The 17,925-nt window shown below is 45.0% G+C and carries 18 protein-coding genes; all 18 read left to right on the forward strand.

Annotated features, from left to right (window positions below):
* Positions 1–504 precede the first annotated feature (504 nt).
* The 18 genes from AC5EF3_RS10450 (at position 505) to AC5EF3_RS10535 (ending at position 17,825) form a co-directional block, all read left to right on the forward strand.
* Positions 505–879 (forward strand): NADH-quinone oxidoreductase subunit A, encoded by a 375-nt coding sequence (locus AC5EF3_RS10450; RefSeq protein ID WP_015827580.1) that lies wholly within the window; start codon positions 505–507, stop codon positions 877–879.
* A 10-nt stretch (positions 880–889) separates the two neighbouring features.
* Positions 890–1,447, forward strand: coding sequence for a NuoB/complex I 20 kDa subunit family protein (locus tag AC5EF3_RS10455; protein WP_493548021.1), 558 nt, complete (start codon positions 890–892; stop codon positions 1,445–1,447).
* The gene (locus tag AC5EF3_RS10460) at positions 1,444–2,073 is read left to right on the forward strand and encodes an NADH-quinone oxidoreductase subunit C (RefSeq protein WP_493548014.1); all 630 of its coding nucleotides are present in this window, start codon (positions 1,444–1,446) and stop codon (positions 2,071–2,073) included. Before AC5EF3_RS10455 ends, AC5EF3_RS10460 begins: the two co-directional genes overlap by 4 nt.
* A 3-nt stretch (positions 2,074–2,076) precedes the next feature.
* Positions 2,077–3,276: an NADH-quinone oxidoreductase subunit D gene (locus AC5EF3_RS10465; protein WP_015827577.1), complete on the forward strand. Its 1,200-nt coding sequence runs from the start codon at positions 2,077–2,079 to the stop codon at positions 3,274–3,276.
* Positions 3,273–3,623: a nuclear transport factor 2 family protein gene (locus AC5EF3_RS10470; RefSeq protein WP_493548015.1), complete on the forward strand. Its 351-nt coding sequence runs from the start codon at positions 3,273–3,275 to the stop codon at positions 3,621–3,623. Before AC5EF3_RS10465 ends, AC5EF3_RS10470 begins: the two co-directional genes overlap by 4 nt.
* A gap of 3 nt (positions 3,624–3,626) precedes the next feature.
* Positions 3,627–4,727: an NADH-quinone oxidoreductase subunit NuoE gene (nuoE, locus tag AC5EF3_RS10475; protein ID WP_493548016.1), complete on the forward strand. Its 1,101-nt coding sequence runs from the start codon at positions 3,627–3,629 to the stop codon at positions 4,725–4,727.
* Between the two features lie 7 nt (positions 4,728–4,734).
* Positions 4,735–4,935, forward strand: coding sequence for a hypothetical protein (locus AC5EF3_RS10480; protein WP_015827574.1), 201 nt, complete (start codon positions 4,735–4,737; stop codon positions 4,933–4,935).
* Complete coding sequence (gene nuoF / locus AC5EF3_RS10485; protein WP_015827573.1) at positions 4,935–6,245, forward strand: NADH-quinone oxidoreductase subunit NuoF; 1,311 nt, start codon at positions 4,935–4,937, stop codon at positions 6,243–6,245. Before AC5EF3_RS10480 ends, nuoF begins: the two co-directional genes overlap by 1 nt.
* Positions 6,246–6,250: 5 nt before the next feature.
* Positions 6,251–8,380, forward strand: a complete 2,130-nt coding sequence (nuoG, locus tag AC5EF3_RS10490) for an NADH-quinone oxidoreductase subunit NuoG (protein WP_493548017.1) — start codon at positions 6,251–6,253, stop codon at positions 8,378–8,380.
* A 9-nt stretch (positions 8,381–8,389) separates the two neighbouring features.
* Entirely contained in the window at positions 8,390–9,469 is a 1,080-nt protein-coding gene (gene nuoH / locus AC5EF3_RS10495; protein ID WP_015827571.1) for an NADH-quinone oxidoreductase subunit NuoH, read from the forward strand.
* 20 nt (positions 9,470–9,489) lie between these two features.
* On the forward strand, positions 9,490–9,978 hold the full coding sequence (gene nuoI / locus AC5EF3_RS10500; protein WP_015827570.1) for an NADH-quinone oxidoreductase subunit NuoI: 489 nt from the start codon (positions 9,490–9,492) through the stop codon (positions 9,976–9,978).
* Between the two features lie 88 nt (positions 9,979–10,066).
* Positions 10,067–10,681: an NADH-quinone oxidoreductase subunit J gene (locus AC5EF3_RS10505; RefSeq protein ID WP_015827569.1), complete on the forward strand. Its 615-nt coding sequence runs from the start codon at positions 10,067–10,069 to the stop codon at positions 10,679–10,681.
* A gap of 12 nt (positions 10,682–10,693) precedes the next feature.
* Positions 10,694–11,002, forward strand: a complete 309-nt coding sequence (gene nuoK / locus AC5EF3_RS10510) for an NADH-quinone oxidoreductase subunit NuoK (RefSeq protein ID WP_015827568.1) — start codon at positions 10,694–10,696, stop codon at positions 11,000–11,002.
* A 20-nt stretch (positions 11,003–11,022) separates the two neighbouring features.
* Positions 11,023–13,308: an NADH-quinone oxidoreductase subunit L gene (nuoL, locus tag AC5EF3_RS10515; protein ID WP_493548018.1), complete on the forward strand. Its 2,286-nt coding sequence runs from the start codon at positions 11,023–11,025 to the stop codon at positions 13,306–13,308.
* Positions 13,308–14,789, forward strand: a complete 1,482-nt coding sequence (locus AC5EF3_RS10520; protein WP_015827566.1) for an NADH-quinone oxidoreductase subunit M — start codon at positions 13,308–13,310, stop codon at positions 14,787–14,789. The genes nuoL and AC5EF3_RS10520 overlap by 1 nt, the downstream gene beginning before the upstream one ends.
* A 13-nt stretch (positions 14,790–14,802) precedes the next feature.
* Positions 14,803–16,230, forward strand: a complete 1,428-nt coding sequence (locus AC5EF3_RS10525; RefSeq protein WP_015827565.1) for an NADH-quinone oxidoreductase subunit N — start codon at positions 14,803–14,805, stop codon at positions 16,228–16,230.
* Positions 16,230–16,991 (forward strand): biotin--[acetyl-CoA-carboxylase] ligase, encoded by a 762-nt coding sequence (locus AC5EF3_RS10530; RefSeq protein WP_493548019.1) that lies wholly within the window; start codon positions 16,230–16,232, stop codon positions 16,989–16,991. The genes AC5EF3_RS10525 and AC5EF3_RS10530 overlap by 1 nt, the downstream gene beginning before the upstream one ends.
* 45 nt (positions 16,992–17,036) lie before the next feature.
* Positions 17,037–17,825 (forward strand): type III pantothenate kinase, encoded by a 789-nt coding sequence (locus tag AC5EF3_RS10535; protein ID WP_015827563.1) that lies wholly within the window; start codon positions 17,037–17,039, stop codon positions 17,823–17,825.
* The last annotated feature ends 100 nt before the right edge of the window (positions 17,826–17,925 follow it).

The raw sequence follows: 17,925 nt of genomic DNA on the forward strand, positions 1-17,925 counted from the left end.
TGTAGGACTTCAATTTGACGCAAAATTCGATATTTTTATCTGGTCATTTTGACGCATCTTGTCTTGTTAGTTGTGATTCTAGTTTGAACGGCTAAAAAATGGGTGTGAACGCTCAAAATCAAATAATTTCTGAGCTTTAGCGAAAAATTTAATTGAGAATTGTTTGAAACCTTGGAATTGAAAATCGTTATCAAGTAGCGTCAAAAATCTACAGTTTTCAACTGGCTAATCTTTCTTATGAGAAAGGCTAGTTTCCCTTACTGTAATTAGGCCAATGAATTCTCTGTGAGTGTTTTTGATAAATTATAATTAAGGTGCTTTTCGAGTAAGGTAACCTTTGCTAAAGCCATGAACGCTAATCGCCAGCTGACGCTATGACTATGTGCGGCAATATTGCCATATGAGTGCTTCATTTTTGACAAGAACGAAAATGTTGGGCTTTAGGTCCCTTGCATGTAATGCCAAAGCGTCTTAGGCCGATCCGCAAACTGCTAGGAATACGTAATGCAAGACGTTCAATCACTTGTTCTAAATTATTTACCAGTTGTTATTTTCTTCGCGCTTGGCCTTGCTCTTTGTTTGGCCTTTCTCGTTGCTTCAGCTGTGTTGTCGCCAAATAATCCGGACCCAGAAAAAAACTCAGCATACGAATGTGGTTTCAACCCGTTCGATGATGCGCGGATGAAATTTGATATTCGTTTTTATCTCGTGGCAATTTTGTTCATCATTTTTGATTTAGAAGTCGCATTCTTGTTTCCTTGGATTTTTCAGGTCGATGCAGGAAATATCGCTGCCTTCTGGTCTATGATGGTGTTTTTAGGCGTTTTGACGATTGGCTTCATATATGAGTGGAGTTCTGGCGCATTGGAGTGGGAATAAAATGAATAAGATGTCTACTCCAACAATAAATAGCGCCCAGTCAGCTTCGGATGCTAGTGCCAAGATAAGAGGCGATGACCCTTTCTTTGCTGGCGTTTCTGATGAATTAGCCGATAAAGGTTTTGTTGTTGCGAAGCTCGATGATGCAATTTCTTGGGCGCGCACCGGATCACTAATGTTTATGAGTTTCGGTTTGGCGTGTTGTGCCGTCGAAATGATGCACGCAGCCAATCCCCGTTATGATATGGAGCGTTTTGGTATGGCTCCGCGCGGTACACCGCGCCAATCTGATCTGATGATCGTTGCTGGTACGCTTACAAACAAAATGGCACCGGCCATGCGAAAAGTGTACGACCAAATGGCAGAGCCACGTTATGTGATCTCTATGGGCTCATGTGCGAATGGTGGAGGATATTACCATTATTCTTATTCTGTTGTTCGTGGATGCGACCGCATTGTGCCGGTTGATGTGTATGTTCCTGGTTGTCCACCAACTGCAGAAGCTTTGATGTACGGTCTTTTGCAGCTTCAAAAGAAAATTCGACGCGAGGGGACTATCGACCGATGAGCTTGTCCTACATCAATGGTGAAACTCTCGAAGAGTTGGTTAGCCATATTGAAACAGAGCAACCGCATTCTGTGAAATCATGTGCTGTGGTGAATGATGAATTAGTCGTTTATGCTGTGCGTGATCAGATAATGTCGCTTATGCGTTTTTTGAGAAGCGATTCTCAGTGTCGGTTTGAAACTTTGGCTGACCTTTGCGCTGTTGACTATCCAGAGCGTGCGGAGCGATTTGAAGTTGTGTATCACATGCTTTCAATGAGTTTGAACCAACGCATTCGTGTGAAGGTTTCAACGGATGAGGAAAGCCCTGTGCCAAGCCTTGTGGAACTGTTCCCTTGTGCAAATTGGAATGAACGTGAAGCATTCGACATGTATGGTGTTTTGTTTTCCGGACACCCAGATTTGCGCCGTATATTAACGGATTATGGTTTTGAAGGACATCCTTTGCGGAAAGATTTCCCGCTAACTGGACATGTCGAAGTGCGTTATGACGAAGTTGAAAAACGCGTTGTTTATCAACCTGTCAAACTTGTTCAAGAATATAGAAATTTTGATTTTATGTCACCGTGGGAAGGTATGCAAAGCGTGCTGCCGGGTGATGAAAAAGCAGATGGGGAAGAGGCTTAGATTATGGCTGACGGAACTTCATCATCACACGACCCAGACAGCCGTAAGTTTACAATAAACTTTGGCCCTCAACATCCAGCGGCACATGGCGTGCTTAGAATGGTGTTGGAGCTGGATGGAGAAATTGTAGAACGTGTTGATTCTCACATTGGTCTTTTGCACCGCGGGACTGAGAAATTAATCGAATACAAGACTTACCTTCAGGCGATGCCGTATTTTGATCGGTTAGATTATTGTGCGCCAATGAACCAAGAGCATGCATGGTGTCTCGCTATCGAGAAGCTTGCAGGTATTACAGTGCCGCGTCGTGCTTCATTTATTCGGGTCTTGTATTCTGAAATTGGTCGTCTTCAATCTCACTTGTTGAATGTAACCACTCAGGCGATGGATGTGGGTGCTTTGACACCTATCACTTGGGGATTTGAAGAGCGCGAAAAATTGATGGTATTTTATGAGCGTGCATCTGGAAGCCGTATGCATGCTGCATATTTCCGTCCAGGTGGTGTTCATCAGGATGTGCCACCGGAATTGTTAGAAGATATTTATGATTTCTGTGACCCATTCCTTAAAGTACTTGATGATATTGAAGGGCTTTTGACAGAAAGTCGTATTTTCAAACAGCGGAATGTGAACATAGGTCAGGTGTCCACGCAAACAGCATTAGACTGGGGATTTTCCGGAGTGATGGTGCGTGGTTCAGGCATGGCTTGGGATCTAAGACGGTCTCAACCTTATGAAATCTATTCTGAATTGGATTTTGGAATTCCCGTTGGTAAACATGGCGATTGTTATGACCGCTATATCTGCCGCATGGATGAGATGCGTGAATCTATAAAGATTATCAAGCAATGTATTGATATGATTCCGATCGGTCCGGTTCTGCCTGAACGTTCAAAATATGCGCCTCCTCGTCGTGGTGAAATGAAGGCATCAATGGAAGCGTTGATCCACCATTTCAAGCTTTACACTGAGGGCTTTCATGTACCTGAAGGCGAAGTTTATGCGACTGTAGAGGCGCCTAAAGGTGAGTTTGGCGTGTATCTTGTTTCGGATGGAAGTAATCGTCCTTATCGCGCAAAAATTAAAGCACCGGGCTATGCGCATTTGCAAGCTATGGATCACCTTTGTAAGGGGCATCAATTGGCGGATGCATCTGCAATTCTAGGTTCTCTGGATATAGTATTCGGAGAAATAGACCGATGATCGCAGACCTAACGCCGGAACAGATCGTACAAGCGCAGCTTGAGGCATATAATGCTCAAGACGTTGAGAAATTTTGTGAATATTTTTCTGAAGATGTATTCGCAGCAGGGTATCTAGGAGACGTGATCTGCCAAGGTATTGAAGCTTGGAAGCAGCGTCATGTTAAAATATTTGCAGAATTTCCAAACAATACAGCTAACTTGGTCCACAGAATTGTTTTAGGTGAAACTGTTATTGATCATGAAGATGTGAGCCGTGGAAATGGCGATGCTAATTTTCTGGTCGGTTGTATTTACACGATAAAAAATGCGCGCATCACACGCGTTGAATACGTCAAAGCGAGTTAGATAATGAGTAGTATTCGTCGATTTGACATTGAGGCAGGCGGAGAAAGCTTTGCTTTTAAAGCTGAGACAGAAGAAAAAATAGCATTCTGGTTATCTAAATATCCGGAAGAACGTAAACGTTCCGCTGTTATCCCAATGTTGTGGATGGCCCAAAAGGATAATAAAGGCTGGTTGTCAGAACCTGCTATGAGAGAAGTCGCTGACCGTTTGGGAATGGCATATATTCGCGTTTACGAAGTTGCGACTTTTTACACAATGTTTCGTATGCAGCCTGTTGGTAAATTTCACATACAAGTGTGTGGGACAACGCCGTGCATGTTACGCGGATCAGATGATTTGATGAAAGTATGCAAATCTAAGATCGGTGAAAAAGGTCATGTCGGTGCTAATGGAAAGTTGTCTTGGGAAGAAGTTGAATGCTTAGGAGCATGTGTGAATGCACCAATGGCACAGATCAACGACTATTATTATGAAGACTTAGACGAAGCGAGTATGACGTCTCTTCTTGATGATTTTGTTGCCGGGAAAAATCCTGCGCCAGGCACACGAGCAGACCGCAAGAACAGTGCGCCTGAAGGTGGACTTACTTCTTTGCTAGATGAAACCCTTTATGATGGCTCCATGGCCAAGCCTCTTACGGTTATTCCTGGTGCGCCTGTAGAAGCGGTCGTTGAAATTGAGGCCGAGCAAGAAATTACTGAAGTAAAAGAAGAAGTTAAAGTCGAATTGGTTGCTGATGAAAAATCAGAAGAGATTGACGACAGTGAAACTACTGCTTCAGGTGAAGAAACAGCTAAGCCGACATTGGAAGACGTGAATCGTCCTGTTTCATTGGACGCGCCAAATGATGGTGTGAAAGATGACTTAAAGCGTATCTCAGGTGTCGGACCCAAAATTGAAGAGACTTTAAATTCACTGGGTGTGTTTCATTTTTCTCAAATTGCCGATTGGAACAGAGAAAATGTCGCATGGATAGATGCGTTTTTAAGCTTCAAAGGCCGAGTTGATCGCGAAGAGTGGATTTCTCAATCAAGATTGTTAGCGGCTGGTGGCGAGACTGATTTCTCAAAACGTAAAGCTGAAACTAAACCAAAGAAAGACTAAGGCGAATATGAACAACCAAGACCAAAAATCACAGATAAAGGCGTTGCTGGTTCCAGCACTGCTAGAGACTCTGTGCATTGGTGCTGGTGTCGCTGCATGGCTTTCAACTGATAAAATTATATGGCTCGCTATAGGCGTAGTAGCAGGAACTGGATTTTCCATTCCTGCCATTATTACTTACGTGCGCGCAAACAAGGGGCAAAAGTAATGCTGCTCGATAAAGATCGCATTTTTACAAACCTGTATGGTCATCATGACTGGTCCCTTGAAGGGGCGAAGCAACGCGGCGCATGGAATTCAACCAAAGAGCTTATGCAATTTGGTCCTGAGTGGATTTGCGATCAAATAAAAGACTCAGGTCTTCGAGGGCGTGGCGGAGCTGGATTTCCAACAGGCCTGAAATGGACTTTCATGCCTAAAGAAGTGAAAGACCGCCCGCACTATCTAGTTGTCAATGCTGATGAATCTGAGCCAGGTACATGTAAAGACCGTGATATCATGCGTCACGACCCTCATCTTTTGATTGAAGGGTGTCTGATTGCTTCATACGCAATGCGCGCAAATACGTGTTATATCTATTTACGCGGTGAGTATATTTTCGAGCGAGAACGTCTGCAGCAAGCAATCAATGAGGCCTATAAAGCTGGATTGATTGGTAAGAATGCGTGCGGATCTGGTTGGGATTTCGATCTACATGTTCATCATGGTGCTGGTGCATATATTTGTGGTGAAGAAACAGCATTGCTAGAAAGCCTTGAAGGTAAAAAAGGGCAGCCTCGTTTGAAGCCACCATTCCCAGCAAATGCTGGGCTTTATGGTGCGCCAACCACGGTGAATAATGTTGAATCTATTGCAGTTGCTCCGACTATTTTACGTCGCGGTGCTGGATGGTTTAAAAAGTTCGGACGTGACAATAACGCTGGTACAAAAGTGTTTGCGATTTCAGGTCATGTAAACCGTCCATGTAATGTTGAAGAAGAAATGTCTATTCCTTTAAAGACATTGCTAGAAACACATTGTGGCGGCGTTCGTGGCGGCTGGGAAAACCTTAAAGCGGTTATCCCAGGTGGTTCATCTGTGCCTATGATTCCCAAAGATATATGTGATGACGTCTTGATGGATTTTGATGCGCTGCGTGAAGTGCAATCTGGTCTGGGGACAGCGGCTGTAATCGTGATGGATCAGTCAACAGATGTTGTTCGTGCAATTGCTCGCTTGGCTTACTTTTATAAACACGAGAGCTGTGGACAATGTACGCCTTGTCGTGAAGGAACCGGCTGGATGTGGCGTGTTCTGACTCGGATGGTCAAAGGTGAAGCTGAAGCTTCAGAGATAGATATGCTTCTAGATGTTTCTTACCAGATAGAAGGTCACACTATTTGTGCGCTAGGAGATGCGGCAGCATGGCCGGTCCAAGGTCTTATTCGCCATTTCCGTTCCGAAATTGAAGAACGTATTTCCAGTTATCGTATTGGTCGTCCGCATGTGCCGGGCGCTAACATTGCAGCAGCGGAGTAGTTTGAATGTCTGATACTGCTAAAGTTGTTGTCGACGGCGTAGAAGTCGAAGTTCCGCGTAATTATTCACTTCTTCAAGCTTGTGAAGAAGCGGGTGCGGAAATTCCCCGTTTTTGTTACCATGAACGTCTTTCCATAGCTGGTAATTGCCGGATGTGTTTGGTTGATTGGGTGGGGGCACCTAAGCCGATCGCTTCCTGTGCGCAGGCTGTAGGGGATATGCGTCCTGATCGCGACGGTTCGCCGCCTAAAATTTCTACAAAATCTGAGCGTGCAATAAAGGCGCGTAACGGTGTGATGGAATTTTTGTTGATCAACCACCCTCTTGATTGCCCAATTTGCGATCAAGGTGGTGAATGTGATCTACAAGATCAGGCAATGGGTTTTGGCCGCGCAGCAAGTCGCTATCAAGAGCCAAAACGTGCCGTTGATGACAAATATATGGGACCATTGGTCAGCACAGTGATGACGCGGTGTATACAATGTACGCGGTGTGTACGTTTTGCTGCTGAGGTTGCTGGAGTTGAAGAAATTGGTCTTATCAGCCGTGGTGAAGACGCACAAATCACGACTTACCTAGAGGCGTCGCTTGAGTCGGAGCTGTCAGGTAACGTTATTGATCTTTGTCCAGTCGGCGCATTGACGTCTAAACCTTATTCTTTCAACGCACGTCCATGGGAATTGCGTAAAACAGAATCAGTAGATGTTATGGATGCAATGGGAGCAGCTATTCGTGTTGATGCACGTGGATCTGCTGTTTTGCGAGTCATGCCGCGTATAAATGAAGAAATCAATGAAGAGTGGATTTCTGATAAGACACGTTTCGCGATTGATGGTCTTGGGCGTCAACGCTTAGATAAGCCTTATATCCGTAAAAATGGTAAGCTGGCTCCAGCCTCTTGGGATGAAGCTTTAGAGGTTGTCGCAAGCAAGCTTAAAGGTGACGCGTCTAAGATTGCTGCAATAGCTGGTGATCTAGCCTGTGTTGAAGGTATGAAAGCTGCTCTTGATTTGCTGCGATCAATCGGTGTGAAGTCAACTGATTGTCGTCAAGATGGTGCTAAATTGGCGCTTGATAATGAGGGCAACAAACTGCCGCGTGAAAGTTATCTTTTCAATTCTTCCATTATGGGGATTGATGAGGCTGATGCCGTATTAATTATTGGTGCAAACCCTCGTAAAGAAGCTGCAGTTCTAAACGCAAGAATACGCAAAAACTGGTTACACCGTGATATGCCGGTTGCCTTAATCGGTGAAGCTGTTGATCTCTCCTATGAATACACTCATTTGGGTAATGGATCAGAGACACTCAAAGGAATTAAGTCTGGCGACGGTGTGTTTGAAGCCCTGAAGGCAGCGAAGCGCCCAATGATTATTGTTGGACAAAGCGCGCTAGCTAGAGAAGATGGTTCTGCTGTATTAGCTTTGGCATCTCAACTCGCAGCGGATGTTGGTTGCTTTACAGCGAAGACAGAAAACGAACCTGCTTGGAATGGCTTTAATGTTCTTCACAATGCCGCTGCTCGTGTCGGTGGTCTAGATCTTGGTTTCTTGCCAATAGATGGCGGATTGGATCTCGCTGGTATTTTAGCGGGTGCTCAAGATGGCAGTATTGAAACGATTATTTCACTCGGTGCTGACGAAATCGTTGGGGATTCATTTGGCAAGGCATTCGTAGTTTATGTCGGCACGCATGGCGATGAAGGTGCGCATCGTGCAGATGTCATCCTGCCGTCTGCTGCCTACACCGAAAAATCTGCAACTTATGTAAACACTGAGGGACGTGTTCAGCGCACTCAGAGAGCTGTTGGCCTTAAAGGTGAATCACGTGAGGATTGGTCTATCTTCCGCGCGTTGTCTGCAAAATTAGATAAACCATTGCCTTATGATAGCCTTACAGCGCTCCGCGCAGATTTGAACGAGACGTTGCCAGTTTTCAAAGGGATGGATTATGCACCCCTTACGACAGAAGAGAGTGTTGCGCCGCCTTACGGTAAAGCTGGAGAAGTTGCCGATGCAAGTTTTGCCGCTGCCATTGGTGCATTTCACTTAACAAACTCTATCGCACGGGCATCAAAAACCATGGCCGAATGTGCCGAGCTTGCTGCGCAATCAGTTGCAACAGCTGCAGAATAGGAAAAGAATATGGAACTCTTTCTGCAATGGACAAACAACAACCCTTGGCTTGCAGTGGCATTGGCTGCTGCGCAAGTTTTGGCATTTATGGTCGTATTACTGCTGGCAATTGCGATGCTTTTGTGGATGGACCGCAAAGTGCTTGCCGCGTCTATGCTGAGAAAAGGTCCAAACGTAGTTGGTCCTTTTGGTTTGCTTCAGTCATTTGCTGATTTTGGAAAGTTTCTTTTAAAAGAAATTATCATTCCTGCCGGTGCGAACAAAACTGTCTTTATTCTAGCACCTATTATTTCAACTGTAACAGCTTTGATGGCTTGGGCCGTTATTCCTGTTGCGCCGGGTTGGGTGAATGCTGACCTAAATGTTGGAGTGATCTATCTGTTCGCCATGTCATCTCTTGGTGTTTATGGGATCATCATGGGCGGGTGGGCTTCCAACTCGAAATACCCATTTCTTGGCGCACTTCGTTCAGCCGCGCAGATGGTTTCCTATGAAGTGTCTATTGGGTTTGTGATTGTCACAGTGTTGATGTTGGCAGGTTCAATGAATCTTTCCACTATCGTCGCAGCTCAATCAGGTGGTTTCTGGAACTGGAACATCTTTGGAGGAGGTCATCTTCCAATGTTGGTGATTATGTTCCCAATGTTTGTGATCTTCTTTGTATCCGCACTTGCGGAAACCAACCGTGCTCCATTTGATCTTCCAGAAGCTGAGTCAGAATTGGTGGCTGGGTATCAGGTTGAATATTCCTCGACACCATTTTTGCTTTATTACCTCGCTGAGCAGGTCGCTATCGTGTTGATGTGCGCGTTGATGACTGTTCTGTTTTTGGGTGGATGGCATTTGCCATTTTTGTCTTTACCTGATGCAATGCCTTCTTGGCTGTCTAGCGGCATTTACTGCATTGCATTTATGGTCAAAATCACATTCTTGTTTTTCCTATTTGCTATCGTTCGGGCAATTGTTCCACGCTACAGATATGACCAGTTGATGCGCCTTGGTTGGAAAATATTCCTCCCAACATCACTTATCGCCGTAATCGCAGTTTCTGCTTACGTGGTTTTCGTTAAAAACGGCGCAGTCGCGTAGTTCAGAAAGGATAGATTTCAATGTCTCGAATATCCCAAGCTATTAAAGGCGCAATGCTTTCTGATATCGTGTCAGCTCTTGGACTCGCTCTGCGCTACATGTTTACGCGAAAAGCAACGGTGAATTATCCATTTGAAAAAGGGCCGTTGAGTCCGCGTTTTCGTGGTGAACATGCATTGCGTCGTTACGCCAATGGTGAAGAGCGTTGTATTGCATGTAAATTATGTGAAGCGGTGTGCCCTGCTCAAGCGATTACTATTGAAGCTGAGCCGCGTTCTGATGGATCACGTAGGACGACTCGTTACGATATTGATATGACGAAATGTATCTATTGTGGATTTTGCCAAGAGGCTTGTCCCGTTGATGCAATTGTGGAGGGACCTAATTTTGAGTTCTCCACAGAAACTCGGGAAGAATTGTTTTACGACAAGGATCGTTTGCTTTCTAACGGTGACCGTTGGGAAAGACAGATCGCTAAGAATTTAGAACTGGATGCTCGTTACCGTTAGGTGTGAGTGAAACTATGAACCGCTAGGCAACTAGCTGATTGGCAACTGATATTAGTTGCTGAAGCAAGAAGAAAGACGAGGCGGGCGCGTGCAGCTGATCGCTTTTTATATACTCTCAACAGTCGTTCTCATTTCGGCTATATCTGTTATTGCATCACGCAATCCTGTTCATTCAGTATTGTGGTTGATCCTATCGTTTTTTACGGCGGCAGGTTTGCTTGTTTTGATCGGTGCTGAATTCCTGGCTATGCTACTCATCGTTGTCTATGTCGGGGCGGTGGCAGTTCTGTTCTTGTTCGTTGTTATGATGTTGGACGTCGATTTTGCTGAAATGCGAAAAGGCTTTGCAGATTATTTTGTCGTTGGTGGATTGGTTGCACTGGCACTGCTCGCAGAAATCGGAGTTGTTGCAGCGTCTGCAAACTCTGTTGAAGGGCGTAATTTCGATCCTTCACCAGGCGCTGATACGAATGCAGAAGCGCTCTCAAATGTCTTGTACACAGATTATTTACTTCTCTTTCAAATGGCAGGGATTGTCCTTCTGGTTGCGATGATTGGAGCGATTGTTCTGACTTTGCGTCATAGACCTGATGTGAAACGCCAGAAAGTAGAAGAGCAAACAGCACGTCGTCGCGAAGAAGCGGTAGAACTAATTAAAGTCAATCCAGGTCAGGGTATTAATGTTCACCCTGAACAGGATTAGTAGGAGGCTCAAATGGACCTAACATTAGGACACTTTCTAGCCTTATCGGCAGCTCTATTCACCATTGGTGTTTTTGGAATATTCGTAAACCGGAAGAATATCATTGTCATCTTGATGGCAATCGAACTCATCCTGTTGTCTGTTAACATAAATCTGGCAGCGTTTTCTGTTTTTAACGGAACTATCACTGGTCAGGTATTCGCCATGCTCGTCTTGACGGTTGCAGCAGCGGAGGCCGCCGTAGGTTTGGCTATCCTCGTTGTTTACTTCCGTAACCGCGGCCAAATTGCCGTGGATGACGTGAACATGATGCGCGGTTGAGCGGGTAAGGAGACCGGGGCATGAGCTGGCAAACATTTGCTGCAGTAGTTGTTGTTTTTGCACCACTTATTGGTGCGATTATTGGTGGAGCCGTGAATTTATTCACGCCTCTCAATGACGCTTTCACGAAATTAGCAACCGCAGATGATGGTGCGCACGGGCATGACGATCATGATGATCATCACGGTCACGCATCTATTCCTGCAAATCGAGCAAAACTCGATAAATTAGCGATGATAGTCACAACTGGCTTAGTTGTGATGGCTGCACTATGTGCGGCATCATTGTTCTTCGCGCAGTTTTTTGCTGCGAGTTCAGGCGTTGCTGAAACTCAATCAGTGTTGATTGCGCGTTGGATTGATGTGGGTGCGATGCAGGCTAATTGGGCTATTCGTATCGACACAATGTCGATTGTGATGATGTTTGTTGTAACAAGCGTATCCTCGCTGGTTCACATATATTCATGGGGATATATGTCCCACGATATGGGCCGCGCTCGTTTCTTCACATATCTATCATTGTTCACCTTCATGATGCTGATGTTGATTACAGCCGACAATTTTCTCCAACTATTCTTTGGTTGGGAAGGTGTGGGACTGGCTTCATATCTTTTGATCGGGTTTTGGTATCACAAGCCTTCAGCAAATGCGGCGTCAATAAAAGCTTTTGTTACAAACCGTGTTGGTGATGTTGGCTTCGCTTTGGGGATTATGACTGTCTTCTTGGTATTTGGGACAGTTGAATTCGCGCCAGTTTTTGAAGCCATCAAAACAAATGCAACAGTTACTCCATTTGCATTTGGTGAAGCAGGTCACGCTCAAGATGTGGTTGTTTCTGTTCTGGGCGTAACTGCGCCTGCGATGGAAATTATCGGTGTGCTTCTCTTTATCGGTGCAATGGGTAAATCAGCTCAGCTACTTCTTCACGTTTGGTTGCCAGATGCGATGGAAGGGCCGACCCCCGTATCCGCTCTGATCCATGCTGCAACAATGGTGACGGCTGGTGTTGTTCTAGTCGTTCTTTGTTCTCCGATCTATGAATTCACAACATATGCGTCGGCAATGATAACTTTCATTGGTGCAGCCACTGCAATTTTTGCCGCGACCGTTGCGCTTATGCAGAATGATATCAAACGCGTTATCGCGTATTCAACCTGTTCTCAGCTTGGGTACATGTTCTTTGCGGCAGGTGTGGGCGCTTATGATGCTGCAATGTTCCACCTTTTCACACACGCATTCTTTAAAGCCATGTTGTTCTTGACTGCTGGTGCCGTCATTCATGGATTGGCTGATGAACAAGATATGCGCAAAATGGGTGGTCTGCGCGCCAAAATGCCAATTGCTTGGTTGATGATGTTGATTGGAACATTGGCAATTACTGGGGTTGGTATTCCGGGAACACACATTGGTTTTGCTGGGTTCTTCTCTAAAGATGCTATCTTGGAAGAAGCATTTTTATCGGGCGGTATGTATGCACAATTTGCTTTCTGGGCAGGTATAGTTGCAGCACTCCTAACAAGTTTCTATTCATGGCGCCTCATGATCATGACGTTCCACGGAAAAACACGTGCGAATAAACATGATTTCGATCACGCTCATGACGCGCCACTGGTAATGGGAATGCCTCTTTATCTACTCGCAGGGGGAGCAGTCTTAGCTGGTGTGGTATTCTACAGCGCGTTTATTGGAGACTTAACTAAGGTCAACAAAGACTTCTGGGGAAGTTCTATCTATAAAGCAGAGATTGCGGAAACGTCACACGACGGTGAAGATGGTCATGCTCCTGTTACAGAACATGTTGTTGCGGCCAATTCTCATGGTGAAGAAAACCACGGTGATGATCATGCTGAGGCGTCTGGTCATGCTGCTGCAGACGCAGACCATGGGGACGGTCATCACGGTATCCACCCTCCAACATGGGTCCTATGGGCACCATTCTGTGCTTGGATGTCTGGTCTAGTGTTAGCAATAATTTTCTATGGATTTGTGCCGCACATTCCAAGATCAATGGGTGAGCGCTCAGGGCCAATGCACGCATTCTTGTCTAACAAATGGTATTTTGATGAGATTTACGACTTTGTGTTCGTAAAGGGATCGAAAGCGTTGGGAGACTTTTTCTGGAAAATCATTGATATGAAAATCATTGATGGACTGGGACCGAATGGAATTTCGAACTTAACAAAAGCTAGTGCCGGTGGACTTTCTCGTCTTCACACTGGTTACCTTTATCATTACGCATTCATCATTCTCATTGCAGCAGTGGTGTTTGGTGCAGTGGCCTTATCTGGCCAATCAGGAGCGAACTGATGGCATCATTTCCCATCCTTTCAATGATCACATTCTTACCTCTCGTCGGGGCGTTGATCATTTTATTGACGCGAGCAGCTGTCGGAGAGCAATCTCGCGAAACAGTTCGTCTCGCGGCACTTGTGGTGACACTTGCAACATTCGTGTTGTCATTGTGGGCAATGTCCGAGTTCAACCCTTCTGCACCGGGATATCAACTCATTGAAGATGTTTCTTGGTTTGGGCAGATTTCGTACAAGCTCGGTGTGGATGGAATGTCCATGCTGCTTATATTGCTGACGACATTTCTGATGCCGATATGTGTTCTAGCTAGCTGGAATAACATCAAGATCAGATTTGCTGAATATATGATTGCTTTCCTCGTTTTAGAGACGCTTATGTTAGGTGTTTTCTGTGCGATGGATCTCGTGCTGTTTTACATCTTCTTTGAAGGTGGATTGATACCGATGTTTATCATCATTGGTATCTGGGGTGGCGCAAATCGCTTGTATGCTGCGTTTAAATTCTTCCTCTACACATTGCTTGGATCGTTAGCGCTGTTGGCTGCTTTGATCTACATATACGTAACTGTAGGAACAACAGATATTCCAACGTTGCAACAACACGCCTTTGCACCGGAAGTGCAAACTTGGTTGTGGTTAGCTTTCTTTGCTTCATTTGCAGTTAAGTTACCAATGTTCCCAGTGCATACTTGGTTACCTGACGCGCACGTGCAAGCACCAACCGCTGGATCTGTTATTCTAGCTGGTGTGCTCTTGAAAATGGGTGGTTATGGGATGCTTCGCTTCTCTTTACCGATGTTCCCAGATGCATCTGTGCTTTTCCAACCATTGGTTTTCACTTTGTCGGTTATCGCCGTTATATACGCGTCGCTTGTTGCATTCCGTCAGACCGATATGAAAAAGCTCATTGCTTATTCTTCCGTCGCTCACATGGGGCTTGTGACGCTTGGTATCTTTGCTTTTAATGAAGAAGGTATCCAAGGTGCGATTTTTCAGATGTTTTCTCACGGTCTGATATCTAGTGCGCTCTTCTTGTGTGTTGGTGTTGTATATGACCGTCTGCACACTCGGGATATCGCCGCATATGGTGGTCTCGTTCATAGAATGCCGATTTATGCAGCCTTGTTTATGTTCTTTACAATGGCGAATGTTGGTTTGCCGGGAACATCAGGATTTATCGGTGAAATCGTGTCTATGGTGGGTGGATTTAAAGCTAACCCTTGGGCGGCTGCTGGTGCAGCTATTGGTATGATTTTGTCGGCTGTTTACATGCTTACATTGTTTAGAGCGACTGTGTTTGGCGTTATTAAAAACCCTGAACTCGAGAAACCAGAAATAGCCTATGATGTCACATTTATCGAAGGAGCCATATTGGCGATCCTTGCGATTGGTACACTGCTTCTAGGTGTGTTCCCATCATTGGTCTTCGACATTTCAGAAACATCAGCTGTCGAAATTCTAAGTTTAATGAGCAAATAGGTAGAGGTGTAAAATGGATATTCTAAACGACATTTCCATAGCAGCGCCTGAAGCGTTGCTCATTGGGGTCGCACTTATAGGTGTTTTGCTCGGTGCAACTTTCAAACAATCCTTCAATGGATTGTCGAGATTGCTCGGTGCTCTTGCTTTAGCTGGTGCTGCATTTCTTGCTGCTAGCCAGTCTGCGGTAGATGCAAGTACAGCGTTTAATGGGCTTTATAAAGTCACACCATTTATCGCGATTGCTAAAGCTGTATCTTATGGTGTTGGTGCTATCGCTCTGCTCGTTGCAGGTGGATATTTGCATCGCGAGAACATGAATAAGTTTGAGTATACTCTACTTGTTATGTTCGGTAGTGCTGGTATGGGCGTTATGCTTTCAGCCAATAATTTGATGACGCTTTATATGGGGATAGAAACACTTTCTCTGTCTTCATATGTGTTAGCTGCGTTTAACAGAGATAGTCGTCGATCCGCTGAAGCTGGTTTGAAGTATTTTGTATTGGGTGCACTTGCATCTGGATTACTGCTTTTTGGTTGTTCCTTGGTTTATGGTTACACGGGATTTGCAAGTTTCGAACAAATCGCGGCAGCAGACCAAAGCATAGGGCTGACATTCGGGCTTGTACTTATCTTGATGGCGCTTTCCTTCAAGGCATCCGCTGCTCCATTCCATGTTTGGACGCCTGATGTTTATGAAGGTGCTCCAACACCGGTCGTAACCTTCTTCTCGACAGCTCCAAAATTGGCAACTGTTGCAGTGTTGGCAAATATCATGTTCACCGTATTTGGTGTGTATGAAGAGTCATGGATGCTGATTATTGCGATTGTATCTGCGATTTCAATGCTGGTTGGTGCTTTTGGCGGACTTGCTCAAAACAACATTAAACGCTTGCTTGCATATTCTTCTATCGCAAATGTTGGTTATGCTCTGATGGGGGTTGCTGCAGGTGAGGTAAATGGTGCGGCATCTGTTCTCACATACATGACTATTTATGTCATCACGACATTGGGTATGTTTGGGATAGTGCTTGCTATGCGTCGCCGGGACGGACAAGTGGAAGAAATTTCAGACCTGAATGGATTATCGACATCTCGTCCTGGTTTAGCTGTAGCAATGACAGTGCTTGTGTTTTCCGTTGCAGGTATTCCGCCAATGGCAGGTTTCCTTGGTAAATGGGTTGTGTTTGAAGCAGCTCTTAAATCTGAGCTCTATTGGTTGGTTGCTGTGGGTGTTATTGGGTCGGTTGTATCTCTTGGATATTATCTTCGTCTCATCTGGGCGATGTGGGCCAAAACATCAGACGAAGAAGCTCTGGAACCTGCCGATGGTATGGTGTCAGTGTCTATTTATGGTGCGACTATTCTAGCTTTCCCTGTTCTCGTTATCTGGATTGGATGGATGACCGGAATTATAGGAACTGCTGCGGCTGCTGGATAATGACCAAACTTATTGAATCTGCGCTGGCGCATGCGTGGCCGGTTCAATGGTATGACGAGTTAGACAGTACAAACGCTGAAGCCAAACGGCGTGCATCAACAGGTGAGTTTGGACCATGTTGGATTGCTGCTAGAAAACAAATAAATGGCAAGGGGCGGCTAGGTCGCCCTTGGCAAGCCCCTGAAGGAAATCTGTCGGCAACGGCATTGTTTCCATTTGATGGTAGCTTCGATCAAATATCAAAATTGAGCTTTCTGGCAGGTTTAGCTATTTATGATGCAGCGCTTCTTGAGGGGGTGCCAGCAAGTAAATTACAGCTAAAATGGCCCAATGATGTTCGGTGTGAGCGTCACAAATTTTCAGGTGTTCTTATAGAAACCGGTCAAGTCTCAAAAGATTTGAGCTGGGTCGCATTGGGGGTTGGCGTTAATATTTTAAGAGCGCCAGACATAGATCAACCAACGGTTTGCTTGAAGGATTTATCGGCAAATGCGATTGTGAATGCAGATAATTTCCTTGATCGTCTGAAGGTGACCTTTGGTAACCGCTTGCATTCACTTATAAAGTTTGGTTTTGAACCTATAAGACAAGATTGGTTGGCCAATGCTGAAGGTTATAATCATTCAATTTCAGTAAAAGACTCTCAATCAACCATGACTGGTATTATGCGTGGGATCAATGAAACGGGCGCACTAATGCTGGAGATGGGAGATGGAACAATCAAATTGGTAACAACAGGTGATGTAAATTTGGTTGGATAATCTCTAATCTAAAATATTGCACATTCTAACAATTGGTACATCAAAATGCTACTTGCAGTAGATACGGGGAATACAAACACACTTTTTGCAATACACGATGGCAAAGAGTGGCGCGCGCAATGGCGCAGTGCAACTGATTCAACAAAAACAGCAGATGATTATGCTGTATGGTTGACGCAGCTTATGCATTTGGGCGGATTGAAAATAGAAGATATTGATGCATGCATAATTTCTTCTGTTGTGCCTCAAGGTTTGTTCAATATGAGAAACCTTGCACGTCGCTATTTGAATGTAGAACCATTTGTTATTGGCGAAAATGTCGAAATGGATGTTGCCGTTAAAATTCCCAAACCATCTGAGGTTGGAGCAGACCGTCTCGTAAATGCAGTGGGTGCATTAGAGGTGTATGATGGCCCGATGATTGTTATAGATTCAGGAACGGCGACGACTTTTGATATCGTTGGTGCTGATGGTGGTTTTGAAGGCGGCATTATTGCACCCGGAATAAATTTATCCATGCGCGCCCTGCATGATGCATCAGCAAAATTACCGAGGGTTGCTATACAACCTCCCGCATCCGGAAAAATTATTGGGACTGACACTGTCAGCGCTATGCAATCAGGCGTGTTCTGGGGATATATGGCGCTCATAGATGGGCTAGTCACACGTATTAAAGAAGAGTATGGAACCAATATGACAACCGTTGCTACGGGAGGCGTTGCATCTCTTTTTGAAGGTGCAGCATCAACCATTGATCATTTCGATCCAGACCTAACCATTCGCGGTCTACTGGTTTTATATCAGCGCAACAAAGATATCGCGCGTAAAAAGTAAAAAATATGACTCAAGATGAATTACTGTTTCTGCCAGTAGGCGGATGCCGAGAAATCGGTATGAATCTAAATGCTTATGCTATTGGCTCCGGGGCTAACCG

Source organism: Hirschia sp. (assembly GCF_058892565.1).

What these genes read in the sequence shown, in the direction of transcription:
- AC5EF3_RS10450 (WP_015827580.1), top strand. Translation starts at nt 505, where the DNA reads ATGCAAGACGTTCAATCACTTGTTCTAAATTATTTACCAGTTGTTATT.
- AC5EF3_RS10455 (WP_493548021.1), top strand. Translation starts at nt 890, where the DNA reads ATGTCTACTCCAACAATAAATAGCGCCCAGTCAGCTTCGGATGCTAGT.
- AC5EF3_RS10470 (WP_493548015.1), top strand. Translation starts at nt 3,273, where the DNA reads ATGATCGCAGACCTAACGCCGGAACAGATCGTACAAGCGCAGCTTGAG.
- nuoH (WP_015827571.1), top strand. Translation starts at nt 8,390, where the DNA reads ATGGAACTCTTTCTGCAATGGACAAACAACAACCCTTGGCTTGCAGTG.
- nuoG (WP_493548017.1), top strand. Translation starts at nt 6,251, where the DNA reads ATGTCTGATACTGCTAAAGTTGTTGTCGACGGCGTAGAAGTCGAAGTT.
- AC5EF3_RS10535 (WP_015827563.1), top strand. Translation starts at nt 17,037, where the DNA reads ATGCTACTTGCAGTAGATACGGGGAATACAAACACACTTTTTGCAATA.
- AC5EF3_RS10480 (WP_015827574.1), top strand. Translation starts at nt 4,735, where the DNA reads ATGAACAACCAAGACCAAAAATCACAGATAAAGGCGTTGCTGGTTCCA.
- nuoL (WP_493548018.1), top strand. Translation starts at nt 11,023, where the DNA reads ATGAGCTGGCAAACATTTGCTGCAGTAGTTGTTGTTTTTGCACCACTT.
- AC5EF3_RS10520 (WP_015827566.1), top strand. Translation starts at nt 13,308, where the DNA reads ATGGCATCATTTCCCATCCTTTCAATGATCACATTCTTACCTCTCGTC.
- nuoF (WP_015827573.1), top strand. Translation starts at nt 4,935, where the DNA reads ATGCTGCTCGATAAAGATCGCATTTTTACAAACCTGTATGGTCATCAT.
- AC5EF3_RS10525 (WP_015827565.1), top strand. Translation starts at nt 14,803, where the DNA reads ATGGATATTCTAAACGACATTTCCATAGCAGCGCCTGAAGCGTTGCTC.
- nuoE (WP_493548016.1), top strand. Translation starts at nt 3,627, where the DNA reads ATGAGTAGTATTCGTCGATTTGACATTGAGGCAGGCGGAGAAAGCTTT.
- nuoK (WP_015827568.1), top strand. Translation starts at nt 10,694, where the DNA reads ATGGACCTAACATTAGGACACTTTCTAGCCTTATCGGCAGCTCTATTC.
- AC5EF3_RS10465 (WP_015827577.1), top strand. Translation starts at nt 2,077, where the DNA reads ATGGCTGACGGAACTTCATCATCACACGACCCAGACAGCCGTAAGTTT.
- nuoI (WP_015827570.1), top strand. Translation starts at nt 9,490, where the DNA reads ATGTCTCGAATATCCCAAGCTATTAAAGGCGCAATGCTTTCTGATATC.
- AC5EF3_RS10460 (WP_493548014.1), top strand. Translation starts at nt 1,444, where the DNA reads ATGAGCTTGTCCTACATCAATGGTGAAACTCTCGAAGAGTTGGTTAGC.
- AC5EF3_RS10530 (WP_493548019.1), top strand. Translation starts at nt 16,230, where the DNA reads ATGACCAAACTTATTGAATCTGCGCTGGCGCATGCGTGGCCGGTTCAA.